This window comes from Rhizobium leguminosarum, from assembly GCF_010668065.1.
GTDB classification, from domain to species: Bacteria; Pseudomonadota; Alphaproteobacteria; order Rhizobiales; family Rhizobiaceae; genus Rhizobium; species Rhizobium leguminosarum_S.
This window is the reverse complement of record NZ_WUEN01000018.1, coordinates 1-23,710: the sequence shown is the minus strand read 5'-3', so window position 1 is coordinate 23,710 and position 23,710 is coordinate 1. Positions and strand designations below refer to the sequence as shown.

At 60.3% G+C, this 23,710-nt stretch carries 19 protein-coding genes and 1 pseudogene; 10 read left to right on the top strand and 10 right to left on the bottom strand.

Annotation, left to right across the window (positions count from 1 at the left end; translation table 11 throughout):
- The gene (locus GR198_RS31365; protein ID WP_029873787.1) at window positions 1-1,287 is read right to left on the bottom strand and encodes an ABC transporter substrate-binding protein; all 1,287 of its coding nucleotides are present in this window, start codon (window positions 1,285-1,287) and stop codon (window positions 1-3) included.
- Between the two features lie 198 nt (window positions 1,288-1,485).
- On the opposite strand from GR198_RS31365, the gene GR198_RS31360 reads away from it, so the two are divergent.
- From GR198_RS31360 to GR198_RS31340, 5 genes are all read left to right on the top strand, one after another.
- Complete coding sequence (locus GR198_RS31360; RefSeq protein ID WP_164070229.1) at window positions 1,486-2,163, top strand: TetR/AcrR family transcriptional regulator; 678 nt, start codon at window positions 1,486-1,488, stop codon at window positions 2,161-2,163.
- A gap of 131 nt (window positions 2,164-2,294) precedes the next feature.
- Window positions 2,295-3,443, top strand: a complete 1,149-nt coding sequence (locus GR198_RS31355) for a Gfo/Idh/MocA family protein (RefSeq protein WP_164046166.1) — start codon at window positions 2,295-2,297, stop codon at window positions 3,441-3,443.
- A gap of 3 nt (window positions 3,444-3,446) precedes the next feature.
- Entirely contained in the window at window positions 3,447-4,610 is a 1,164-nt protein-coding gene (locus tag GR198_RS31350; RefSeq protein ID WP_164070228.1) for a dihydrodipicolinate synthase family protein, read from the top strand.
- A 26-nt stretch (window positions 4,611-4,636) separates the two neighbouring features.
- A complete protein-coding gene (locus tag GR198_RS31345) occupies window positions 4,637-5,467 on the top strand; it encodes a sugar phosphate isomerase/epimerase family protein (protein ID WP_164070227.1) in 831 nt (276 codons plus the stop codon).
- Between the two features lie 41 nt (window positions 5,468-5,508).
- Complete coding sequence (locus GR198_RS31340; protein WP_164070226.1) at window positions 5,509-6,786, top strand: Gfo/Idh/MocA family protein; 1,278 nt, start codon at window positions 5,509-5,511, stop codon at window positions 6,784-6,786.
- A gap of 31 nt (window positions 6,787-6,817) precedes the next feature.
- Here the strand turns inward: GR198_RS31340 and GR198_RS31335 are convergent, their stop codons facing one another.
- From GR198_RS31335 to GR198_RS31325, 3 genes are all read right to left on the bottom strand, one after another.
- The gene (locus GR198_RS31335; protein ID WP_164070225.1) at window positions 6,818-7,828 is read right to left on the bottom strand and encodes a hydroxyacid dehydrogenase; all 1,011 of its coding nucleotides are present in this window, start codon (window positions 7,826-7,828) and stop codon (window positions 6,818-6,820) included.
- Window positions 7,825-9,681, bottom strand: coding sequence for a DUF2264 domain-containing protein (locus tag GR198_RS31330; RefSeq protein ID WP_164070224.1), 1,857 nt, complete (start codon window positions 9,679-9,681; stop codon window positions 7,825-7,827). The genes GR198_RS31335 and GR198_RS31330 overlap by 4 nt, the downstream gene beginning before the upstream one ends.
- Before the next feature lie 127 nt (window positions 9,682-9,808).
- A complete protein-coding gene (locus tag GR198_RS31325; RefSeq protein ID WP_164070223.1) occupies window positions 9,809-10,828 on the bottom strand; it encodes a LacI family DNA-binding transcriptional regulator in 1,020 nt (339 codons plus the stop codon).
- A 146-nt stretch (window positions 10,829-10,974) separates the two neighbouring features.
- Between GR198_RS31325 and GR198_RS31320 the strand changes: the two genes are divergently transcribed.
- Window positions 10,975-12,261 (top strand): ABC transporter substrate-binding protein, encoded by a 1,287-nt coding sequence (locus GR198_RS31320; RefSeq protein WP_029873796.1) that lies wholly within the window; start codon window positions 10,975-10,977, stop codon window positions 12,259-12,261.
- A 64-nt stretch (window positions 12,262-12,325) separates the two neighbouring features.
- Here GR198_RS31320 and GR198_RS31315 read toward each other — a convergent pair whose 3' ends face one another.
- From GR198_RS31315 to GR198_RS31295, 5 genes are read right to left on the bottom strand one after another with little or no spacing between them, the layout of a single operon-like run.
- Window positions 12,326-13,294, bottom strand: coding sequence for a glycoside hydrolase family 26 protein (locus GR198_RS31315; RefSeq protein WP_029873797.1), 969 nt, complete (start codon window positions 13,292-13,294; stop codon window positions 12,326-12,328).
- 3 nt (window positions 13,295-13,297) lie between these two features.
- Window positions 13,298-13,819 (bottom strand): DUF995 domain-containing protein, encoded by a 522-nt coding sequence (locus tag GR198_RS31310; protein WP_029873798.1) that lies wholly within the window; start codon window positions 13,817-13,819, stop codon window positions 13,298-13,300.
- A gap of 38 nt (window positions 13,820-13,857) precedes the next feature.
- Window positions 13,858-15,723, bottom strand: coding sequence for a glycosyltransferase family 2 protein (locus GR198_RS31305; protein WP_029873799.1), 1,866 nt, complete (start codon window positions 15,721-15,723; stop codon window positions 13,858-13,860).
- The gene (gene galE / locus GR198_RS31300) at window positions 15,720-16,703 is read right to left on the bottom strand and encodes a UDP-glucose 4-epimerase GalE (RefSeq protein ID WP_029873800.1); all 984 of its coding nucleotides are present in this window, start codon (window positions 16,701-16,703) and stop codon (window positions 15,720-15,722) included. The genes GR198_RS31305 and galE overlap by 4 nt, the downstream gene beginning before the upstream one ends.
- Window position 16,704: 1 nt before the next feature.
- A complete protein-coding gene (locus GR198_RS31295) occupies window positions 16,705-17,727 on the bottom strand; it encodes a UDP-glucuronic acid decarboxylase family protein (RefSeq protein ID WP_029873801.1) in 1,023 nt (340 codons plus the stop codon).
- A 381-nt stretch (window positions 17,728-18,108) separates the two neighbouring features.
- Here GR198_RS31295 and GR198_RS31290 point away from each other — a divergent pair, with 381 nt between their 5' ends.
- Window positions 18,109-18,429 carry a hypothetical protein gene (locus GR198_RS31290; RefSeq protein WP_029873802.1) on the top strand — a complete coding sequence of 107 codons (321 nt, stop codon included), beginning with the start codon at window positions 18,109-18,111 and terminating at the stop codon, window positions 18,427-18,429.
- A gap of 15 nt (window positions 18,430-18,444) precedes the next feature.
- Here the strand turns inward: GR198_RS31290 and GR198_RS31285 are convergent, their stop codons facing one another.
- The gene (locus GR198_RS31285) at window positions 18,445-19,227 is read right to left on the bottom strand and encodes a helix-turn-helix transcriptional regulator (RefSeq protein WP_025396555.1); all 783 of its coding nucleotides are present in this window, start codon (window positions 19,225-19,227) and stop codon (window positions 18,445-18,447) included.
- A gap of 830 nt (window positions 19,228-20,057) precedes the next feature.
- Between GR198_RS31285 and GR198_RS31280 the strand changes: the two genes are divergently transcribed.
- From GR198_RS31280 to GR198_RS31270, 3 genes and pseudogenes are all read left to right on the top strand, one after another.
- Window positions 20,058-21,014, top strand: coding sequence for a hypothetical protein (locus GR198_RS31280; protein WP_029873803.1), 957 nt, complete (start codon window positions 20,058-20,060; stop codon window positions 21,012-21,014).
- Between the two features lie 142 nt (window positions 21,015-21,156).
- Window positions 21,157-23,193, top strand: a complete 2,037-nt coding sequence (locus GR198_RS31275; protein ID WP_032984412.1) for a hypothetical protein — start codon at window positions 21,157-21,159, stop codon at window positions 23,191-23,193.
- Between the two features lie 25 nt (window positions 23,194-23,218).
- Window positions 23,219-23,710, top strand: a pseudogene (locus GR198_RS31270) (type I secretion system permease/ATPase); the annotation flags it as partial.

Here is a 23,710-nt window from a genome sequence, read left to right as displayed (position 1 = left end):
TCAGCCTCGTGCGAGAATCTGCGTGATTTCAGCGACAAGCTGTTTGCCGCCGTCGGAGGGAGACAGCTGTCCGAAGCCGACCTGTTCGGCGATGTTGCGTAACATCAGCTCACCTTCACCGGCGCCGGCCGGCGGCGGCGGCGGCAATTTGCCGGCGAGTTCGCCGAGGCCGCTGACATAGGCCAGCGCAACCTTGCCGTTCTCATCAAGCTTCGCCGCGACGACCTCGCGCATGGCGCTCGATTCCGGAATGCCGCGTTCGACATCCAGAAGCAGCGCTGCCTCGGGGTTCTTGACGAAGAAATTGACGTAGTCCACGGCCAGGTCCACGGCTTTGGACTGGGCGGAGACCGAGAAGAACATCGAAGGCTTGCGATAATGGCCACCCTTCGATTCCGGCTTGATGCGCATGTAGTTGGTCAGCGCCAGCTTGTCCTTGTTCATTGCCTGATAGGCGACGAACTGGTTGGAATGGGCAAAACCGGCGGCCGACTTGCCGAGCGAGACCGTGTTGGTTTCGATATCGTTCTTGTCGAGAGCCTGGATATCGGCAGGAACACAGGCCCCGGCCTCACGGAACTTGGCCCACATGTCGTACCATTCGGAGGCATCGTCCACGTCGAAGGCGATCTTGCCGTCGGCGGTATAAAGCGCCTTGCCGCGCTGACGCAGCCAGTTTTCGAACAGCGGTTCGCCGCCGCTGCCGTCGGCGATACCGAACATGCCCTTGCGTTTGCCTGCCTTGGTGATCTCCGCACCGATGCGGCCGAATTCTTCCCAGGTGGTCGCCTGAGTCGGCAGATCGACGCCGGCCTCCTTGAAGGCGGTGGTGTTCAGGACGGTGGCCGCCGAATTCGCGCCGAGGCTGACGCCATAGAGATGACCGTCGACGCTGCCGCCTTCGATCTGCGCCTTGTCGAAATCGTCGAGGTTGAGCTTGGCCGGCATATAGGATTCAAGCGGGGCGAGCGCGCCGCGCCGCGCATATTGGACGATATAGCGATAGTCCATCTGGATGACATCGGGCGCGTTGCGGCCGGCGACCTGGGTCGCAAGGCGCGGCCAGTAGTCGCCCCAGCCGAGGAATTCGCCGGTGATCGATGTGCCCGGCTTCTTCGACTGATAGAGCTGCGATACCTTGTTGGTGCGGTCGGCGCGCGGCTGCGAGCCCCACCACAGGAGACGCAGTCGCGTTTCCTGTGCCAAAGCGCTGGTTCCCAGCGCCGAGAGCGAGAGAAGCGTGGCGCCTCCCGCGACGAAATTACGTCTGCTTACACGGAATGTCATTTCTCTTCCTCCTCCAAAGGGAAGCGCCTCCACACGCTTCCGAACCTAGTTACCCTTGCATAAATAACTAATTGGTTACAAGCTACGGGCAAAGCGGCGAGCGTGTCAAGCGGTGTCGCTCGCGGGGCTTTCAAATTCGGTTTTTACAATTTCGCACCGAAGGCTTATGAGCGCAACATGTGAGACGGAGGTGGAGAGATGAACGACAGCGGGGGGAATGGGGAAAAGAAAAGGTCTCGGCGCCCATCTACCGAACGGACGGCCCAACGCGATCCGGAGCGGACACGCGCTGCTATCCTTGACGCGGCAACCCGGGAATTTGCCGAAAACGGCATGGGCGGGGCTCGTGTCGACGCCATCGCCGAGCGCGCCGGCACCAACAAGCGCATGCTGTATCATTATTTCGGCGACAAGGAGCAGCTCTACCTCAGAGTGCTCGAAGAAGCCTATGTCGGCATCCGCACCGCCGAACGCGCGCTGCATATCGGCGACCGCAGCCCGGAGGAAGGCATCGGTGAACTGGCGCTCTTCACCTGGCGTTATTTTCTCCAGCATCCGGAATTCCTCAGCCTGCTCGGCACGGAGAATCTGCATCGCGCCCGCTGGCTGCGCCAGTCCGTCCGGCTCAAGGAACTGCATTCGCATCTGATCGGCGAGCTTTCGGACGTGCTCGAGCAAGGAAAGAAGCAGGGCGTCTTCATCGAGACCGCCGATCCCCTGCATGTCTACCTGACGATCGCCTCGCTCGGTTATTTCTACCTCTCCAACCAGTACACGCTTTCGACGATCTTCGGTCGCGACCTGATGGAGCCGACCCATCTCAATGCCTGGGAAAGGCATATCGTCTACGTCACGCTCGCCTCGATCAAGCGCTGAACCTCTAAATTCGGATTTGACTATTGACAGCCGCGTTGCTCTTCTGCCATCAAGTAACTGTTTAGTTACCGGATCGGGAGGACCGGACGAGGATGCCCGCTCCCGCCGCAAAAATCTGCTGGGAGGAAAAAATGGCACGCTTGGGGATCATCTTGCACGGCGTCACCGGCCGCATGGGTTACAATCAGCACCTGGTGCGCTCGATTCTCGCCTTCCGCGACCAGGGCGGCATCACGCTGAAATCGGGTGAGAAACTCGAGATCGACCCGATCATCGTCGGCCGCAACGGCGCCAAGATGGAAGAGCTGGCGGAGAAGCACAACATCAAGCGCTGGTCGACCGATCTCGATGCCGCGCTCGCCAATCCCGACGACACGATCTTCTTCGACGCCGGCACGACGCTAATGCGCGCCGAACTTCTGTCCAAGGCGCTCGATGCCGGCAAGCATGTCTATTGCGAAAAGCCGATCTCCGACGATCTGCAGGTGGCACTCGACCTTGCCCGCAAGGCGCGCGGCTCCGGCCTCAAGCATGGCGTCGTGCAGGACAAACTCTTCCTGCCCGGCCTGCGCAAGCTGGCGCTGCTCAGAGATTCCGGCTTCTTCGGCGAGATCCTCTCGGTGCGCGGCGAATTCGGCTACTGGGTTTTCGAAGGCGATTGGGGCGTGCCGGCCCAGCGCCCCTCCTGGAACTACCGCAAGGGCGACGGCGGCGGCATCATCCTCGACATGCTCTGCCACTGGCGCTACGTGCTCGACAATCTGTTCGGCGAAGTCAAAGCCGTCTCCTGCCTCGGTGCTACGCATATTCCGCGCCGCATCGACGAGCAGGGCAAGCCCTATGACTGCGACACCGACGATGCGGCCTATGCGACCTTCGAGCTCGAAGGCGGCGCGATCGCGCAGGTCAATTCCTCCTGGGCCGTCCGCGTCCGCCGCGACGACCTCGTCACCTTCCAGGTCGACGGCACGCATGGTTCGGCCGTCGCCGGTCTGACGAAATGCTGGAGTCAGCACCGCGTCAACACGCCGAAGCCGGTGTGGAATCCGGACCAGCCGCAGACGATCGACTTCTACAAGACCTGGGATGAGGTTCCGGACACGCAGGCCTTCGAAAACGGTTTCAAGGCGCAGTGGGAAATGTTCATCCGCCATGTCGTCGAAGACGCGCCGTGGCCCTATGGCCTGGAAGCCGGCGCCAAGGGTGTGCAGCTTGCCGAACTCGGGCTGAAATCCTGGGCCGAGCGTCGCTGGCTCGACGTTCCCGCACTGGAGTTCTGAGCCGTGACGACGATCAATCTCCCTCTCGACGGCAAGATCGTTCCCTATACGCTGACCGGCACGCCGATCGCGCTCGCCAAGCGCGACGCCAAGGCCTTTCCGCGCATCGCCTTTGCCGCCGCCCATGTCGTCGCCGATCCGCTCGCCGACAACGATCCCTGGCTGACGCCGGAGATCGATTGGGAGCGCACCCTCGCCTTCCGCCATCGGCTCTGGGATCTCGGCCTCGGCGTTGCCGAAGCGATGGATACGGCGCAGCGCGGCATGGGCCTCGGCTGGCCGGAAGCGCGCGACCTCATCCGCCGGGCGCTCAGCGAGGCGGCCGGCCGCAAGGATGCGCTGATCGCCTGCGGCGCCGGCACCGACCATCTGACGCCGGGACCCGACGTCACTATCGACACGATCCTCAGGGCCTACGAAGAGCAGATCGAAACCGTGGAGGCGGCCGGCGGCCGCATCATTCTGATGGCAAGCCGGGCGCTTGCCGCTGCCGCCAAAGGGCCGGACGACTATATCCGCGTCTATGACCGGATCCTCCGCCAGGTCAAGGAACCTGTCATCATCCATTGGCTCGGTGAAATGTTCGATCCGGCGCTCGAAGGTTACTGGGGCAATGGTGATCATATCAAGGCAATGTCCACCTGCCTCGAGGTAATCGAGGCCCATGCCGACAAGGTCGACGGCATCAAGATCTCGCTGCTCTCCAAGGAGAAGGAAGTGGCGATGCGCCGCCGGCTGCCGAAAGGCGTGCGCATGTATACCGGCGACGATTTCAACTATGCCGAACTGATCGCCGGCGATGAAGAGGGCCATTCCGACGCACTGCTCGGCATTTTCGATGCCATCGCGCCGGCTGCCTCGGCAGCGCTGGAAGCGCTCGGCCGCAAGAGCAACCATGAATTCTTCGATCTGCTGGAGCCGACCGTGCCGCTGTCGCGCCACATCTTCAAGGCGCCGACCCGCTTCTACAAGACCGGCGTCGTCTTCCTCGCCTATCTCAACGGCCTGCAGGATCATTTCGTCATGGTCGGCGGCCAGCAGAGCACCCGCTCGCTGACACATCTGGCCGAACTCTTCCGTCTGGCCGACAAGGCACGGGTTCTGGCAGATCCCGAGCTTGCCGCAAGCCGCATGCGCCAAGTGCTCGCCGTCCACGGCGTCAACTGAAGCACGCGGAATGGGAGGAGAATGATATGCAGGTCGAAGGACTTTCGATCAATCTGGCGACGATCCGCGAGCAATGCGGTTTTGCGCAGGCCGTCGATATCTGCCTGAAACACGGCATCACCGCGATCGCCCCCTGGCGCGACCAAGTCGCCAAGGTCGGTCTCGACGAGGCGGTGCATATCGTCAAGTCGAACGGCATCAAGCTGACCGGCCTTTGCCGCGGCGGTTTCTTCCCGGCGGCAAACGATGCCGACTGGCAGAAAAACCTCGACGACAACAGGCGGGCCATCGATGAGGCGGCAGCGTTTTCCGCCGATTGCCTCGTGCTCGTCGTCGGCGGTCTGCCTGATAGTTCGAAGGACATCGTCGCCGCGCGCCGAATGGTGTTCGACGGCATTGCCGCCGTTTTGCCGCATGCGCAGGCTGCCGGCGTGAAGCTCGCCATCGAACCGCTGCATCCCATGTATGCCGCCGACCGTGCCTGCGTGAACACGCTCGGTCAGGCGCTCGATATGTGCGAGCAGCTCGGCGAGGATGTCGGCGTTGCGGTCGATGTCTACCATGTCTGGTGGGATCCCGATCTTGCCAACCAGATCGCCCGCGCCGGCCGCATGAAACGCATCTTCGCCCATCACATCTGCGACTGGCTGGTGCCGACAAAAGACATGCTGCTCGACCGCGGCATGATGGGCGATGGTGTGATCGACCTCAAAGGCATAAGACGGATGGTGGAGGCCGCCGGTTTCTTCGGCGCTCAGGAAGTGGAGATCTTTTCGGCCGAAAACTGGTGGAAACGCACGGCCGAAGAAGTGATCGCCACCTGCGTCGAGCGCTTCAGGAGCTGCTGCCAGGCCTGATTTCAGTATTTGTTTCATCACGCATGCAGGAGGATCATTCGATGGAGAAACGCCGTTTTGCCCTGATCGGTACGGGAAACCGCGGCACCACCATGTGGGGCAAGGATCTGCTTGCCGGCTGGCGCGAACATGTCGACCTGACCGCCATCGTCGAGAAGAATTCGCTGCGCGGCGAGCGCGCCCGCAACATGATCGGCAGCAATGCGCCGCTCTACGAAAACATCGATTCGATGCTTGCTGAGCAGAAGCCGGATCTCGTCATCGTTTGTACGCCCGACCATACGCATGACGATATCGTCGTGCGGGCGCTGGAGTCCGGCATCGATGTCATTACCGAAAAGCCAATGACGACCTCGGTCGAAAAGATTCGCCGGATTCTGGATGCCGAAAAGCGCACCGGTCGCCGGGTCGATGTGTCCTTCAACTATCGCTATGCGCCGACGGCTGCGAAGATCAAGGAATTGCTGAATGCCGGCGAGATCGGCCGGGTCACCTCAGTCGATTTTCATTGGTATCTGAACACCAAGCACGGCGCCGACTACTTCCGCCGCTGGCATGCCTATACGGAAAATTCCGGCAGCCTGTTCGTCCACAAGGCGACGCATCATTTCGATCTGCTGAACTGGTACCTCGACAGCGATCCCGAGGCCGTCACCTCCTTCGCCGACCTGCAGAATTATGGCCGCAAGGGCCCGTTCCGCGGCCCACGCTGCAAGCTCTGTCCGCACGCGCATGAATGCGACTACTATCTCGATCTCGAGGCCGATCCCTTCCTCGATTCGCTTTACGAGGATCCCTCGAAGCTCGACGGCTACTTCCGAGACGGCTGCGTCTTCAGCGAGGACATCGACATTCCCGATACGATGGTGGTGTCCCTCCGTTACCGCAACAATGTCCACGTCTCCTATTCGCTGAACACCTTCCAGCCGATCGAAGGCCATCACCTTGCCTTCAACGGCACCAAAGGGCGGATCGAGCTTCGCCAGTATGAAGCCCAGCCCTGGGAAGAGCCGAAGGAAGACACGATCCTCCTCATCCGCAATTTCCCTGAGGGTAAGGAGGCTGTGGAGCGCATTGTCGTTCCGCATTTCACCGGCGGCCATTACGGCGGCGACGACCGGATGCGCAACATGATCTTCAAGCCCGATACGGAAGACAGGCTCGGCCAGCGCGCCGGCACGCGGGCGGGCGCCATGTCCGTTCTTTGCGGCATTGCGGCGCTGACGAGTTCGCGCACCGGCAAGGTGGTCGACATCGCCGACCTGATGCCTGAGCTTGCCAATGACGGTTCGCCAAATTCGCTGAGAACGTCGCGCTGATACCCATCGCTTAGAGGCGCGTGACGCGCCTCTAAGCGATGTTTTCGAGATTTGCCTGATGGATCTGGTAAAGCAGCGGCTGGCCGGTCACGAAGCGCTCTATCTCATCCACCGCCATCTCACCGAGGCGCGCCCGTTCCAGCCCGATGGCGCCGGCAATATGCGGTGTCAGAAAGACGTTCGGCAGATCGTAGAAAGCAGAACCTGCCTCCGGGATTTCCGGATCGGTGACATCGAGGACCGCATCGATGCGACCGGTCTTCAGCACCGAAAGCAGGGCGGCCTCATCGATGAGAATGCCGCGCGCCGTGTTGATGAGCGTCGCGCCGTCCTTCATCAGCGACAGCCTTCGCGCATCGATCATATGCTGCGTCGACGGCAGCGACGGCGCATGCAGGGAAACAATATCCGATTGCCGCATCAATTCGTCGAGATCGACCTTTTCTGTTCCCAGGCCGGCTGCCTCGGCGGCATCAAGCGTCGGATCGGAGAGCAACAGCCTGTAGTCAAAGGGTCTCAAGAGCTCGATCACGCGCCGGCCGATGCGCGAAGCGCCGACGATGCCGACGGTGCGGCGGTAGTTTCCGATCGCTTCACGCTGCATCAAATGTGTCCGGTTGCGGTTTCGGTCGGCAACGTAGAGATCGCGGAAACGGAAGACGCGCTTGCCGGCGAAAATGATCGCCGCCAGCGTGAATTCGGCCACCGGCACGGCGTTGGCCTCGGCTGCATGGCTGACCGGGATACCGGCTTCGAAGATGGCGTCGTCGATGACGCCTTTTACCGTGCCCGCCGCATGGACGATGAACTTGAGATGCGGCGCCGTAGTGGGAATTTCGGGCCCGACATAGGGCCCGCCCCAGCCGGTGATCAGGATTTCCGCCTCGGCCAGCAGACGTTTCGCACGCTCGTCGTCGAAGCGCTGCAGCGGCTTGGAATCCAGCAGGCGACCGATGCCGCCCAGCCGGCGCAGGACCTCATCCGGCAGGACATGCTGCGTGCGCGACGGTTGCATGGCAAGGATAATGGCCGGCTGGCTCATGGCATTTGTCCGGGCGCTTCGATGGCGCTGACTGTCACGCCCTTTTCCCTCACCAGGGCCTCCAGCGCTGCAATCTCAGGCGCTTTCGGCGGTCTCGTCCAGGCAGACAAGAGGGCAGCGGGATCGTCAAGTGCCAGCACTGCCGTCACCAGGATGGTTTCACCGGCCGGAATCTGCCCGCGCAGCTGCGGCACCAGGGTTTTCGCGACGATCACATTGGTGTTGGGCATTGCCTTCTGGACGAGGCCCGAACGTTTGACCGAGGAGCCGAGATCGAGAATGCCGGTGAAATCGGCTTCGCCGACCGCATAGGCAATCCCAGCCGAAGCGGACAGCGTATCCAGCTCGAGGTCCCGGCGGCCGATGGCAAATCCGCCTTCGGCAATCCGCAGCGGCCGGCTTGTCCTAATCCTATGGAGGCGGATATGCCAGGGTGCGGCGGGCACGAGCCAGGTTTCGACGTCGACATCGGCAAAAGGCGACCATTTCGCAAACAGCACCTCGCCTGCGATCTTGGCTTCCTCGTTCGTTTCGCGCACGCGGTAGTGCAGGCCGTCATCGCTGAAGGCAAGCGCTGAATCGAAGGCGGCAAGCGCAAAGGCACGCTCATCGGCCTCGACGCTGAAGCCGTAGCGGGCGGAATAGGCGAACTTCGCGTATTTTTCCGTGCCGCTCCGCATCTGCAGGTTTTCCTGGCCGGAAGACAGCGCCACGACATCGCCGCCCGCCCGCATGATCACCATGCCGGGGTGACGCTGGGGGATGATGTCAGGTGCTTGCTCCGGCACTTTCTCCTTCGCCGTCCAGAATGGGTGATCCTCAGCGATCGCCAGCGGCAGGAAGGCCTTGAAGGCCCAGTAGGGCGAGCCGGCGGAATTGTAACTCTCCGACATCAGCAGGTTCGGATAGCCGAAACCGATCGACAGCACGCCGTCACGATCGGCAATCGGCTTATCCTTCCACCAGCGCAGATGCTGCAGGCAGAGATGCTTGACCTCGCCCCAGGGCAGAGCCTCGACATCGGCAAAGGCGAGCGCCGACCAGAAACCAGCGCAGGCAAAGCGATAGGTCAGGCTGCGGCCGAAGGGAATTGTCGCCCCGTCGGCGGCAAACCAATGCCGGAAATCCCGGGCGAAGAGGATCGCGCGCTCACGGTAGCGCTTTGCATAATCGTCGTCGACGAGCTTCGAATAGATCAGGCCATAGAAATGCATGGCGAAGGGAATGTAGTGGTCGATGCGGCGGACGTTTCCATCGCGATACCAGCCGTCACCGATATAGAAGCCTTCGAGCTCCTCAAGATATTGCCGCGTCAGGCTGCGGTCGAAATCGGCACCGAGACGATCGAGCGCGATATCGACGAAGATCCGGAAGAATTTCCAATTGTTGTCGGCATAGTCGAACTGCCTGACATGCTTGAGATAGGCGACGACATTGCCGCGGGCGCGCGCATCGAGCGGCTCCCAGATCTTTTCCGGCACCAGCGCCAGGGCAAAACCGAGAGCGGCAAGCTCGACCATCCGCTGATCGCGGCCATTGACCGTTCCCCAATATTCGGGATGGGCAGGGTCTGTGCCGTTTGCGAGACCTTCGGCAAAACGATGCCAGTGGGCGAAGTCGCCGTTGCCGGCGCCAAGCGGCGCCAATCCCCAGAGCGGGCGGGCGAACCCTTCCAGATCGGCCGCCGCCCGGTCGAAATGGGCGCCGCCGCCATTGAGCGTGACGCGGGCATTGCCGTTCGAGAAACAGGCAAGCAGCGGATCGAAGAGCGCCAGCAGGGCGCGGCTCATATCGGCGCGGGTTTCCAGCGGATTGCCTGCGAGCGGGTTGGCGCTGGCGGGATCATAGGTCATCGGTATCACTCACGGGTTCTAGAGCATGATGCCGAAAAGTGTGAGCGGTTTTCGGACGACATCATGCTCTAACTATTTAATTTAGAACAGGATTCAGATTTTAGGCCTTGGCCTAAATCATCCTGTTCTAGGCGTTCGGAACGGTCCCTCCGGGAATGGGAACGACCGCCTGGCAGATGTGGCGCGCGGAGGCCGTCCTGTTGCGGAAACGGGACAGCATCAGCGAAACGGCTTCGCGCCCGAGGGCGGGGCGGTCGACACGCATGGTGGACAGCGCCGGATTGGTCATCAACGCGCAGGGCAGATCGTCGAAGCCGACAATCGCGAAATCCTCCGGCACGCGCAGCCCGGCCTCGGTGACGGCCTCGAGCACGCCGACGGCAATGAAGTCATTCATGCAGAAGGCGGCGGTAAAACCGGCATTCTCGGCAAGTGCTTCTGTCGTGCGTTCATGCGCCTCTCGACTGGCGCTGCCTTGAAGGGCCAGGGACACGAGACGGCCCTCGGCGCCAGGGACGGCGGCGATCGCCGCCTCGAAACCGCGCACGCGCTCCCGGATCGTATGGCGGTGAGAGCCGCTCAGATGCAGGATGCGGCGATGGCCGGCCTTTATCAGCCGGCTGGTCGCCTCATAGGCGCCAAAGAAATTAGCCGGCGAAACGCCATCGAACTGCATCCTGGGATCGGTGCCGTTAACAAGAACCGTGGGGGTCATGCTGGCTTGCAGCCAGCCGCGCAACATGTCGTTCGGATCGATACCGACGAGAAAGAGACCGTCAGCTCCTGCGGTCTGCATATAGTCACGCACGGCATCCGGGGTGGTTCGATTCTCGCGGACCAGCCGGACTTCGAAGGGCATGCCCGCTTCGGCAGCGCCGGCACGCAGGCCGTCGACGATCGCTTCATAAAAGACGCTGAGGGTGCCGGTGACGCCGTCGCTGGCAATCAGCGCCAGTCCCCCCGCAACGGCTTCGGAAGCAGGCTTGACGGGATAGCCGTTCTCGGCTGCCACCTTCAATATCTGGCGGCGTACGCTTTCGCTGATACCAGGTTCGTTGGCGAGCACGCGTGACACCGTGGAGACCGAGACGCCGGCCAATGTGGCTATATCGGCCTGACGCGGCCGTCTGATTTTTTGGTCGTTCATAGGGCAAACATTATGCAAATAATGCAAATTTGCAAGAAAATGGTTGCTTCTTGCAAATAAATTTTTTTTGCGTAGTCTATTTGCTGAAATGCCCTGACAACGCCATTGGAGGATGGCAGCGGGCATATTTGAACAAGGAGGATATCATGCAGGTCAATCGCCGTTCATTCCTGATGGGTTCAGCCGGTGCGGCCGCCGGCCTCGCCTTCGGCGCCGGAAGCGCCATTCCGGCCCTTGCCGAAGACGCACAGCTGCGCGCCATGTGGTGGGGGTCCAACGACCGCGCCAAGCGCACGCTCGAGGTTGCCAAGCTCTATCAGTCGAAATCGCCTGGCGTCACTGTCGTCGGTGAATCGCTTTCGGGCGACGGCTACTGGACAAAGCTCGCAACGCAGATGGCCGGCCGCTCGATCGCCGACATCTTCCAGCTCGAGCCGGGAACAATCTCGGACTATTCGAAGCGCGGCGCCTGCCTGGCACTCGATGAATTCGTCCCCTCCGCGCTGGACGTCCAGTCCTTCGGCGCCGACATGCTGAAACTGACCACCATCGACGGCAAGCTCTATGGTGTCGGCCTCGGGCTCAACTCCTTCTCGATGTTCTTCGACACAGTCGAATTCGAAAAGGCGGGCATCCCTCTGCCGACCCCCGACCTCACCTGGGATGAGTATGCCAAGCTCGCCGTAGAACTCACCAAGTCCTCCGGCAAGAGCGGCGGCCCCTATGCGGCACGCTACGCCTATGTGTTCGATGCCTGGCTGCGCCAGCGTGGCAAGAGTCTTTTTGCGAGGGAAAGCGTTGGGCTCGGCTTCACGGCCGACGATGCCAGGGAATGGTTCGACTACTGGGAGAAGCTGCGCAAAGCGGGCGGCACTGTTGCTGCCGACGTGCAGACGCTCGATCAGAACACCATCGACACCAATTGCCTTGGTCTCGGCAAATCGGTGATCGGCATGGCCTATTCCAACCAGATGATCGGCTATCAGCTGATCATCAAGAACAAGCTCGGCATCACCATGCTGCCGCGCGAAAAGAAGGGCGGTCCATCCGGCCATTATTACCGTCCGGCACTGATCTGGAGTGTGGGCGCAACGACCAAGCAGGGCGAAGCTGCCGCGAAGTTCATCAGCTTCTTTGTCAACGATCCCGAAGCCGGCAAGATTCTCGGTGTGGAACGCGGCGTGCCAATGTCACCTGCCGTGCGCGAAGCCATCCTGCCGCAGCTTAACCCGACGGAGCAGGAGACGATCAAATACGTGAACCTGCTCAAGGATCAGGTCGGCGAGTATCCGCCGCCGGTGCCGATGGGCGCAACCCAATTCGACCAGCGGGTGCTGCGCCCGATCTGTGACGAACTCGCCTTCGAACGGGTCTCGCCCGCCGATGCGGCAACCCGGCTCATCGAAGAGGGTAAGGCAACGATCAAAGGATGATCGGTCGCCCGACATGAGAGGAGAGGCCCGCGACACCCCCGCGGGCCTCTCTTTTTTCAGAGTGTCAGTTAGCCAGACTTTTGACCACGCGCCAGTCCGGCCGGCCGAGATCGAAGGGCCAGGCGTGCACATCCCGATCGTTGAAATAGACCACTTCCTGCAGATTCGGGAAGGCGCTCTGCTTCAACGTGGCCGTTTCGATCCACGGCTTCATATAGGCGTCGCCGCCTTCATAGCCGAGCTCAGCCACCCAGATGGGCTTGCCGTAGCCGGCGACGAGATCATATCCCTGCTTCAGCGCTTCCGAGAAGGTCCGGTGCTCATTGTAGGCAAGCTCGTCGTAGCGCTGCAGACCGAAGACCGAGAGCCCGACGAGGTCGACATAATCGTCGCCGGGATAATAGGCCTGGAGGCCAGGCTCTCCCTTCGGCGACCACATGAGCTCGGTGCCGGGCGCCTCCTGGCGGACGATGTCCATCATCCGCTTGTAGGCCGTGATATAGTCCTGCGGGCTCCAGCCGGACCATGAAAACCGCCCCGACTTATCTTCCATCTCTTGTCCCCAGCGGACGATCACCGGGCTTTTCAGCTGGGATATCATCTGCGCGATCGAACGCATGTTGACATCATAATCACCGCGCAGAACCTTTGCGCGAAGCTCCGCGGAGGTCAGCCGCCAATCGACGTCCCAGGACCATGGCTCCACGGTGATCAGCAGGTTGCGGCCTCTGGCCTGCGCATAGGCATCGGCGACGCGCAACGTCTCGAGGTCGACGTCCTCCCATGGCAGGAACAGGGCTTCGGTCGCGACATTCGCCTGGGCGCCGAAATCGCCGTGCGGATCGTAGGCACCGAACTTGATGCCCTCGGTATGAAGCACGGGGCGCTTGTCGATGATCGTCCGTACGGCCGCCGCCGGGTTCGGGGCAATGCCGGCATATTGCACTTCGCTTCGGCCCGGCAGATCCGCGACACACAACAGCAGCAGCGCTATTGCGGCGGTCGAGAGGTTTTTTTTCATCAGCTTCTTCATGGCTCACCCTCCTTTTCGGGTTATTTCCTGGCTCAACAGGATCTGCTTCAGTTCGCTTGCCTTCGCGCTCACGGTATCCGTGGGAACAAGCTTCTGGAACTCATCACCCTGACGCACCGATGCGTGGCGGAAGACGTACCATTCGCCGCTCGGCTGGCGCCGCTGGTAGATCGTATTGCCGATCTTGCGATGTCCGAAACAGGTGCTGGCGCGGGCCGCGCCCTCGGCATTCGTCCAGGTGGCGCGCATGCAGAGCTGGCCGAGATCGTCGACCACCCATCTGCCTTCGGCGAAGGACGGCTGCCCCTTGTCGTTGCTCCAGGCGACGAACCGCCGGCCGTCATCGAAGAAGCGGCCGCCGCCGGTGTTCCAGGTCCAGGTCTTATCGCCGTAGATCCGATAGAGCTCATAGGCGCTGAGCGGCGTCGGCGCGTCCTTTTTGGCAACCTCGGCGCCGTGCGCTGCCACCGGCAGGCACAGGCTGAGAGCAAGCGCTGCTCCCCATAGTCTCGATCCGATACTCATTACATCCTCCATACTCGACACTTGCCGGTTCCGCCGGCTCACGCACCCTGTTCATCTCGGCCGGTTCTGCCGAAACCATTCCATCTCAGGTGGAATTTCACGATCCTGGTCTTGCCGCCGCCGAGGCCGGCGCCGGCCACGGCAAATTGCGTTTCGGTGAAACTGACAAACGTCTGGCCGTGCGAAAGAGCTTCGAGGCCGCGCAGGCCGTGGCTCCCCGCCTGCGTGCCGCCGGCGACGAAAATCGCAAGCCCGGTGGCTGTCGCAAGCCACAGCCCGCGCGATTGCGGCAGCAGCGGCAGATCGTTTTCGACCGCATGGCGAATGACTATCAGCACGGTCAGCGACAGGTAGACCGAGAGGTTCATCATGGCGAAAACATAAAAACCCTGGGCGGCCGCGTCATCGGTCGCAAACATCATTGCGGCGGCGGAAAGGCCGGCGAGCCCGATATAGGGCGCGATGACGCGCAGCGGCAAAGACCGCTGCTGCTGCCTTCCCTTCGGCGTGATGCGAAAATCGACGAAGGAGCCGCAGATATAGTCGCGAACAGCGGCAATGCTGCCGGCCAGCGACCACGGCCAGCGCAGAAAGATGAAGGCAAGCCCTTCCCAGCCGAGCAATTTCGCATCGTGCGGCCTGAAGGTTGCCGTTGCCCGCCAGAAGAAGGCAAACAGCGTCAGCACGATCGACATCGGCACGAAATGCAGCAGGAAATCCGGATAGGTGACATTGACGAAGACACGGCCCGTCAGCAGCGCGGCAACCGGCAGCAGGAACATCATGGCCATGAAGGCGGAAAAGAGCGGGTACCAGAGCTGCGAGAACACGAACTGGAACCTCAGCCGCCAGGGCAGGTGCATGATGTGGCGGCGGGAATGTTGCAACAGAATGGTGACCAGGCTGCGCGACCACTGGAATTCCTGGACGACGAGGTCGGTGAAATTCGCCGGTCCGTCGCCATGCGCGATCGCATCGACGGCATGCACGCCACGCCAGCCGCCGGCATTCATCATCAGCGTTGTCGAATGGTCTTCCGCAAGTTCTGGGCCGAGGCCGCCGATCTGACGAAGGGCTGATGTGCGAACCGCATAATGGGAACCGATGCAGAGAGGCGCCCAACCACTATTGTAACCCGTCTGCAGCGAACCGTGCAGGCTTGCCTCCGCATAGAGCCTGCCACGCGCCGCCCAGCTTGTCCCGGCATTGGCATCGCAAATGCTCGGAGCGGAGACATAGCCGATCTCGGGATCGGCGAAGGGGCGCAGGATTTCACGGAGATAGGTCGGCGTCGGCACATGGTCGGCATCGAACTGGGCGACGAAATCGTAGCGCGCATAGCCGAAGTGGTCGTAGAAATAGGCGAGGTTGCCTTCCTTGCAACGCGTCCGGCGCGGCCAGGTGGTGCGATGATACTCCGCCACACCCTTTCGGGTGGAGATCAGCACGCCGTGCGCCGCACACCAGCGCCTGGTTTCCTCCGAAGGATCCTCGTCGGCGAGCCAGACATCGAAATCGACGCCGATCTGGTCCAGCATCGCCTGCAGCGTGGTGCGGACGACGGCAAAGGGCTCGGACGGCGCCTTGGTAACGACCATAGCCACCCGCCCTTCCGGCAGCCGCGCGCGAGGGCTGACCGTCCTCGCATCGAGGAAGATCAGGATGAAATAGGCCGGCACAAGCGTGATCCAGGCAAGCACGAGGGTGACGAGCACGAAGGTGGCCCAGGAAATGATATGGGCGGACTGGCACCACCAGATCCAGAAATAGCCAAGTGCTGTCAGCCAGCAGAGAATGCCGAAGCCATAGGCGACACGGTTCCAGCCGGTGAAAACAGGATCGAATGCATCAGCAGCGACGGCTTTGGCCGTCCTGCCATGGCCGATTTGCGAAACGTTGCTCATGCCCTCATCTCCAGCCCGAAGGTGGGGCCGGCGGTGCGGATGATCGTATCGATATCCGAGAAAGCCGGCGAGAAGCCGAGTTCCGCTTTCGCTTTTGCGGTATTGGCAAAGAGGATCGGCGGATCGCCGACGCGGCGGGAGCGATAACGCACGGGGACTTCGCGGCCGCTGGCGCGATGGATCGCCTCGAGAATCTCGCGCACCGAGGTGCCCCGGCCGGAGCCGAGATTGACGCTGAGCGAGCCGCCATCCGCCATCAGATGATTGACGGCGGCAAGATGCGCCTGCGCGAGATCGCTGACATGAATATAGTCGCGAACACAGGTTCCGTCCTCGGTCGCATAATCGGTGCCGAAGATATCGAGCCGTTCCAGCCTGCCGGCGGCGGCGAGAAGGGCGCGCGGGATGAGGTGCGTCTCGGGTTGATGACGCTCGGCGAGCTCGCCGTCTGGATCGGCTCCGGCCGCATTGAAATAACGCAGTGCGGCAAAGCGGATGCCGTAGGCAGCGGCAAAATCCTCGAGCGCCATTTCGAAGATCAGCTTGGTGCGCCCATAGGGATTGACCGGGTGCTGCGGGCTTTCCTCCCGTATCGGCAGCGAGGCGGGAACGCCATAGGTGGCGCAACTGCTCGAAAAGACGATCCGGTCGATATCCTGATCGAGGCAGGCCTCCAGCAGTGTCAGACTGCCGACGACGTTGTTCCGGTAATATTTCCTCGGCATCTCGACGGATTCGCCGACATAGGCATTGGCACCACAATGGATGACGCAATCGGGCGAAAACTCCGCAAGGGTCCGGCGCAGCGTGGCTACGTCGGCAAGTTCCGCCCGGATGAGCGGCCCCCAGCGGACACTGTCGGCATGCCCCGTCGAGAGATTATCGTAGGTAACCGGGATCATGCCGGCGCGCGACAGCGCTTTGCAGATATGACTGCCTATGAAACCGGCGCCGCCGGTGACGAGAATGTAGCGAGGCATCTCATACGACCTCCGCCTTCTCTGTGCCGGCGAGCAGTCCGTCGAAATAGTCGACGGTGCGAGCCAGGCCGGTTTCGAGCCCGATGCGGGGCTGCCAGCCCAGCTCGGCCATGGCCCGGGAAATATCCGGCCGCCGCTGACGGGGGTCGTCGGTGACCGCCGGCAGGTGGACGATCCGGGAACGCGAGTTCGTCAGGTCCCGGATGATTTCCGCCAGCCGTCGAACGGTCATTTCGGTTGGATTGCCGAGGTTGATCGGGCCGTTGCAGGCGCTACCGGCGGCCGAAAAACGCAGGAAACCCTCGATGAGATCGTCGACATAGCAGAAAGAACGGGTCTGCTGGCCATCGCCATAGATCGTCAGATCCGCGTTGCGCAGGGCCTGCACGATGAAATTTGAAACCACCCGCCCGTCATCCAGGCGCATGCGTGGTCCATAGGTATTGAAGATGCGGCCGACCTTGATGTCGACGCCATAAGTCCTGTGATAGTCGAAAAACAGGGTTTCGGCGCTGCGCTTGCCTTCGTCGTAACAGCCGCGCGGTCCGATCGGGTTGACATTGCCGCAATAGGATTCGTGCTGCGGGCTGTGGGTCGGGTCGCCATAGACCTCCGACGTCGACGACTGGACGACGATCGCACCGGTCTTTCGCGCGCAATCAAGAGTATTGACGGCGCCAAGCACGTTGGTGAGCAGCGTTCCCACAGGATCCCGCTGATAGTCGGGCGGAGAGGCCGGAGAGGCGAAATTGAAGATGAGCGACGCTTCGATATCGAAGGGCTGGCGAACATCGTGCTCGACGATGCGGAAGCGGGTGTTCGCTGCAAGATGAGCGACATTCGCACGGCGGCCGGTTGAAAAATTATCGAGGCATGTGACGCTGTGGCCGCGCTGCAGGAGCCTTTCGCAGAGATGTGAACCGAGGAAACCGCCCCCGCCATTCACAAGAACGGTGCGTCGCCCTTGGAGCACCGGTATGCCTGACACTTTAGAATAGCCTTCGTTGGGAACGAAACTACGCATTACAAACTCCTTCCCATGTATTTAGTCTTTTGATTTATTTATACGCCTCAAGTCTTCCTATCCGTCTGGATGTTCGTGCCCCCTATCAAGACATGAATAACTTTGTAGTTACTCTTCGCATAACTGATTTACTACTCAAATGATAAGACGATTAGCGTGAAGGTCAACTTTAAAAAGTTCCAGTATCCAAAATAATTACACAAGTATTCTTCAAGGCAACAAATGATTAATCACACTTAACTCTTCTCCGCCACAATGCGTTCACCCGCCGCTCAAGCTCCACTCAATGCAGCTAATATAAAGGGGAAGGCGGGAGATTGGCGGAGCTCAACGGCACCGCCGGTCTTGCATCCGGAAGCGCCATATGCGAGGGATTTTGGCATGTTGAAAAAACAAGATGCAGCGCAGCTGAAAGGCCGGCGTATCCGCTCGGCGATGTTCGCCTGGGGAATGGCGCTTCTTGCGATCGGACCGACGGCCTGCGCGGTCGTCGACGACGATATCGCGGTCGTCGCGAAGAAGAATATCGCCGTGGTCGAGGCGCCGCGCGTTTCCAAGGCCTATGCCTATCCGGCAAATCGGGCCGTGCGCCCGGCGGGGGCAACGGTCCGCACCGTAGCCTACCACGGCTCGGCGCCTTATATCTGCTCTCCGAGCGGCTTCGGACAGAAGTCACGCTGCTTTGCACGCCCCTCGATCTGAAGCAAAAGCGTCAGATCAATTGCGCCAACGACCGGACATATCGTCTTCACCGGCGGGATGCTCGTTGAAGAAACGGGATGCAGCTTCCGTGCGGTTTCGGACGTTCATCTTCTTGTAGATGTTGCGGACGTGAACCTTCACGGTATTTTCGGATAGATGCAGCTTGTCGGCGATGATCTTGTTCTGCGTGCCCTTGCATATGAGATCCAGGATCTGAACCTCCCGGGTCGTCAAAGCGGAGATGCTGTCGCGTCTCAGCTTGAGCGCATTGCTGCGGGCCGCATCGACCGATTTTGTCTGATAGAGCGAAGGCTCCAGCTGGGTGTTTTTGTTGGTGAGGCGATTGAGAAGTGCTGACGGAAAATGTTCGCCGCCCTTCATCAGCAGATCCACTGCAGCCATGAAGACATCGAGCCGCAGGTTGAGTGGCAGTACACCATCGATGATCCGCGCTTCCACCAGCCGGCTGACATAGGGCTCGAGCATGTCGATGGCTTCGACGACAAGTCCGATCGAGGTTTCAGGGTGGTTTTCGCGGGCAGCCTGCAACGCCTCGTGAAGCTCCGGGCCGGGTATATGATAGAATAAAACGAGCTTCATATCGCTGGCATCTTTTTCCAGCATCGGCTTTGTACTCGTTATGCTTGCCACTTCACAGTTCGGAAATTTCTTTGCCAGTGCTTCTACCATGCATTCGGAAAACAGATCCGCCTTGGCCACCACTAGTATAGTATCTCCGGACGAACCCAACTTCCTCCCCTGGTCCGCATTCTCCATTCCTGAGCCTGTCATGAACATTTACGCCTCCCCTAGCGTTACACTTTACTCAACTTGGCGCGATGGCGGGTATTAGATAGTAAGAAATGCCGACCCCAAATGTCATCGCTTTATTTTTTAGACATTTCTTAATTATGTTAATACGGATTGAGAAGGAAGGAAATGGCCCAAAGTGATTAGTTTTAGCGGACTAAAAACGATACGATACCAAGCATTGGTTGCATTCTTACTGCGATATATACTTGGAGGCTATATTTGCGCTCACTATAGATGAGAGCCGAATGTAATATTTCAGTACAGATTGTTATATTTCGTCATGCATGAAGTGTTGGATATGAGACCGGCAGACGTCGAAAGCAGCTCCTCAGCCCAGCGGCGAATGCCGGAAGTCCTGGGTTCTCGCAGCTTAGCGACGCCCCGGCCGAAGAAGTCTCAACGCTCCAACGACAGGGGCTAGTCGGACGTGGCAAATCGGCCTTAGCCCGAATTGGTATCTATCCGATCCACATTCTTTCCAGCATTCTGTGATCGTCGTCCAAGTGGCGACATGGAAAAGCCAGGTATTGTCATGCGTTTTTGATACACGGCCTCCATTATAGGGCAACTCAACGAAAAGAAAACCTGACCACTCCTTATCCTTTCAGGATTCGGAGCCGGATATGTGCGGCCTTGTACTGAGTACGTACGTTCCCAATACCAACGGTTTGATCAACAAATCGCGATGAAGCTGCAGATGACCTAGTATCGAATACATCTGCCGATGTTAACCGCATCGGAGCGAGCGCGAGTAAAATCCCATTTGAGATGAGAGGGATTTCGAAAAGCTGCTCCGGTTTTTTCTGGAGAATGCAATGTCTGACGAAATTGAAATCACCAAGGTCGGGGCACTTGCCGACGGCTTTGCCAACAGCGCTGTCAATTCCACCGAAGTCGATGACGGCTCGACCGGTTATGTCGGCGGCGTCGCCAATGGCGACAATCGCGATAATACCGACAACAGCGTCGACGTCGACGTCAAGGCGGAAATCGATGTCGCCGCCAACAATGGCGACAACCGCGACAACGAATATGACTGGAGCTACAAGTCCGACGACGATACGAGCACCAAGACCACGACGATCACCGATACCGACACCAAGACCGACTACGACTGGAGCTATGACAGCAAGACGTACAGCGACAACGACACCGACACCAAGACGATCACGGACACCGATACGAAGACCGTGACCGACACCGATATCAAGACCGTTACGGAGACGGATACGGATACGAAGACGGTTACCGACAGCAACAACACCTCCGACAGCTTCAACAAGACGGACACAGACTTCGCCGTCATCGAGGACGTCAAGGACTCCAATCTCGGCGTTGCCGGACACGACCTCACCTTCAACCTCGGGGACGACTTCTCCTTCACTCTCGACGTCGACAGCATCCTGAACAATTCGCTGACCGGCGCAGGCAATGACAGCGGCTTCAGCGCGGTCCAGGCGAACCATCTGGCCGACCAGGATAGCGCCTGGAACACCAAGATGGACAACGCAGGCGCTCAGAACCACCTGAATGCCAATGGCGGCACCGCCGACAGCGCAGAAGGCATGGAGATGGACGGCAAAGGCTGGGATCTCAAGGCCGGCGACGACGCCGCTGGTTCGAGCGCGGCCGATGCTTCGGCGATCCTTGCCAATTCCGGCTTCCACCTCGAGCTCGTTCAGGGTGCGAACCTGCTCAGCAATACGGTCGACTCCAGCGTCATCGGCGGCAATTCTCATGCCTCCGACGTCGGCGAGGACACCAGCACCTGACACTGACCTCCAGCGACCAAGACGAACTGCACCGGCTCAAGCCGGTGCAGTTTGACTGCTTGAAAACGATTTGACGACCACACCACGGCTCCCGGCGGGCGCCACCAAGGCCGATCGTCATCTCGAATGGGAGGGCCGAACCATGCATATCGAGAAGATTTCGGAAATCATTGCGCACTTCATCGGTCTCTTCGAGATGACGACCGACGAGATGAGGTTGCGTACCAACTATGCCGAAGGCGCAGGACCGGGCGCGGATGGACCGGCTCTGCCGGATCAGGATGCCTTTACCGCCGCCTTCTCTTCCGATCTCCAGCTCAAGGATTACGATCCGGGCATCAATTACAAAAGCGGCAGCTACGAAATCGAATTTGGCCCGGCGCGCCATTTCGGCCGCGTCTTCGAAGAGAGCCTCGAGAAGCTGGCGGCGATTGCCGGAAAGGACATCCCGTTACCGCATTTCGGCGATCCTACAGATATCGTGCTCAGGGATGAGCCGGAACTGACAGTCTTTGCCGGGCCTGGTTCGGCGATCAGTCATGTCCTCCAGGTCAACGCCCTCTACGACGACGACTATCTCGATATGACGGATGGCGTCCATGCGCCGCGGGACACGAGCTTCGTCATCGAGCGGCTCGCGGATTTCAGCACAAAGGCCGAGATCTTCACGCCTTTTGCAAGCCTCCACCGGACAGATACCTATGATGGCGCGCTGAAGATCGCCGAGGATCTCGAAAGCTATATCCAGAACGCCCAAAATACCGAGGACAGCGGCGCAACCTCGCTCGGCACCGACGCGACGCATGAGTTCGTCCGCCTCGACCCCGAGGTCAACGACACCGTCTACATCAACGGCAAAGCCGAGACCGATATACCGGTCCTCGACGACTTCCTGCCCGATCGCGGTCTCGCCAAGCTCCCGGAAGAGCCCGACGACACCCAAACATCGATCGAGCAGGACGACCCGAGCGGCAACAGCCTTGAGGTGACCGCCGGTGCGAACGTCCTCGTCAACGTCGCCTCGGTGATCCATACCGGCGTCATTGCGTCGGTCACCGCCGTCATGGGCAACTATCACCAGATCGACGCGGTCTCCCAGGCCTTCGTCTACAGCGACAATGACGAGATTGCCTCGGCGCTTCGCTCATCCGGTCATTCGGACGAGGAAGCCGGAACCATCGCCAAGAACATCGCCGTCTTCGAACAAAGCACCTTCGAAGCATCGAGCCATGCCGAACCCGATTTGGCCGAGCCGACCTTCCCGAACAACTGGCGTGTCAGCGTCATCGACGGCGACGTCTCCTTCGTCCAATGGATCGAGCAGTATCACTTCGTCACCGACAACGACACGATGACGGTCACCACCTCAGGGTCCGAAGCCACGGTTCTGACGGGCGGCAATACTTCGATTAATTTCTCCTCCTTTTTCCAGATGGGACTGCAATATGATCTGGTGATCATCGGCGGCAATGTGCTCGATATCAACAGCATCACGCAGGTCTCGCTGCTCTACGACAATGACTGGGTGCGGGCAGAGGGCGACCTCGATCCCGGCGCCGCCCTCCAGACAGGCAACAACCTGATCTGGAATTTCGCCTCGATCCACAATGTCGGGACGGGCGGCCCGTTCGAGGCCATGCCCGACTACATGGTCGACACGCAGAAGGCGATCGAAGATCGCGATCCCAACATGCCGGAAGGGCTGTCCTTCGATATGAATTTCCAGGGCTATGCCGGCCTCAACGTCCTCTACATCACCGGCAATCTCTACGACATGACGATCATAAAACAGGTCAGCATTCTCGGCGATTCCGACGATGTGACCCAGGCGGCGTCGACCATCCTCGAAAACAATCCCGACGCAACGGTTACGATCGATACGGGCAGCAATGCGGTGGTCAACATCGCCGAGATCGTCGACTACGACAGTTTCGGCCAGACGACCTATCTGGCAGGCCAGCTCTATTCAGACGCCATCCTCATTCAGGGCGGGCTGGTGGAGCATGACACGACACAGCCGCAGCCGGCCGACGACAGGCTCGCCAATGAAGTCATCGCCTTTCTCGACAACGACGATCCGGCCGGCTGCGATTGCGCTGACGGCGTCATCAATGCCGGGAATGATTTTTCATGGTCGTCGACGCACCCCGCCGACGTAATGCAATCCATGGTCGCCTGACCTTGAGTATTGCGAAGGAACCACGATGAACCAGATTTCGAAACAAATCTTTGCGGCAGGCAGCGCCCTCGATCTGAGATCGGGCACTATTCCCTCCGCCGCTCCCTCGGATGCGCCGATGACCGATGTGTGCATATCCGCGATCGACGAGGCGGTCGAGAACCTTCGCAGGCTGAGCGGTGCGGCTGCTTCTTCGCCCGATCGCCACAAGAAGACGTCCGAAGCTGCGGCAAACGAAGCTGCCGATATCGGACCCGCAAGCGCTACGCAGGCGCCCCTCCCGGAAAAGATGGTGGTGCCGGAAGCTAAAGTGGAAACGGCGCCTTCCGTCGCGGTGGCGCAGGGCCCGGCGACAGCAAAGATGCCGGAAGCGCCGGCCCAGCCGCAGATCGAAGCACGGGTGACCCCCGAACTGCCGAAAGAGAAGACCGAGCTTAAATCGAGCCCGACGATGCCCTTCGGCAAGACCATCGAAGGAGAAAGCGGTCCGCTCAGCGAGAACGACAGGCGGCTGCGC

Excerpts from the sequence above, each read along its gene's own strand:
- GR198_RS31365 (WP_029873787.1), bottom strand. The coding sequence starts at position 1,287 with ATGACATTCCGTGTAAGCAGACGTAATTTCGTCGCGGGAGGCGCCACG.
- GR198_RS31360 (WP_164070229.1), top strand. The coding sequence starts at position 1,486 with ATGAACGACAGCGGGGGGAATGGGGAAAAGAAAAGGTCTCGGCGCCCA.
- GR198_RS31355 (WP_164046166.1), top strand. The coding sequence starts at position 2,295 with ATGGCACGCTTGGGGATCATCTTGCACGGCGTCACCGGCCGCATGGGT.
- GR198_RS31345 (WP_164070227.1), top strand. The coding sequence starts at position 4,637 with ATGCAGGTCGAAGGACTTTCGATCAATCTGGCGACGATCCGCGAGCAA.
- GR198_RS31340 (WP_164070226.1), top strand. The coding sequence starts at position 5,509 with ATGGAGAAACGCCGTTTTGCCCTGATCGGTACGGGAAACCGCGGCACC.
- GR198_RS31335 (WP_164070225.1), bottom strand. The coding sequence starts at position 7,828 with ATGAGCCAGCCGGCCATTATCCTTGCCATGCAACCGTCGCGCACGCAG.
- GR198_RS31330 (WP_164070224.1), bottom strand. The coding sequence starts at position 9,681 with ATGACCTATGATCCCGCCAGCGCCAACCCGCTCGCAGGCAATCCGCTG.
- GR198_RS31325 (WP_164070223.1), bottom strand. The coding sequence starts at position 10,828 with ATGAACGACCAAAAAATCAGACGGCCGCGTCAGGCCGATATAGCCACA.
- GR198_RS31320 (WP_029873796.1), top strand. The coding sequence starts at position 10,975 with ATGCAGGTCAATCGCCGTTCATTCCTGATGGGTTCAGCCGGTGCGGCC.
- GR198_RS31315 (WP_029873797.1), bottom strand. The coding sequence starts at position 13,294 with ATGAAGAAGCTGATGAAAAAAAACCTCTCGACCGCCGCAATAGCGCTG.
- GR198_RS31310 (WP_029873798.1), bottom strand. The coding sequence starts at position 13,819 with ATGAGTATCGGATCGAGACTATGGGGAGCAGCGCTTGCTCTCAGCCTG.
- GR198_RS31305 (WP_029873799.1), bottom strand. The coding sequence starts at position 15,723 with ATGAGCAACGTTTCGCAAATCGGCCATGGCAGGACGGCCAAAGCCGTC.
- galE (WP_029873800.1), bottom strand. The coding sequence starts at position 16,703 with ATGCCTCGCTACATTCTCGTCACCGGCGGCGCCGGTTTCATAGGCAGT.
- GR198_RS31295 (WP_029873801.1), bottom strand. The coding sequence starts at position 17,727 with ATGCGTAGTTTCGTTCCCAACGAAGGCTATTCTAAAGTGTCAGGCATA.
- GR198_RS31290 (WP_029873802.1), top strand. The coding sequence starts at position 18,109 with ATGTTGAAAAAACAAGATGCAGCGCAGCTGAAAGGCCGGCGTATCCGC.
- GR198_RS31285 (WP_025396555.1), bottom strand. The coding sequence starts at position 19,227 with ATGTTCATGACAGGCTCAGGAATGGAGAATGCGGACCAGGGGAGGAAG.
- GR198_RS31280 (WP_029873803.1), top strand. The coding sequence starts at position 20,058 with ATGTCTGACGAAATTGAAATCACCAAGGTCGGGGCACTTGCCGACGGC.
- GR198_RS31275 (WP_032984412.1), top strand. The coding sequence starts at position 21,157 with ATGCATATCGAGAAGATTTCGGAAATCATTGCGCACTTCATCGGTCTC.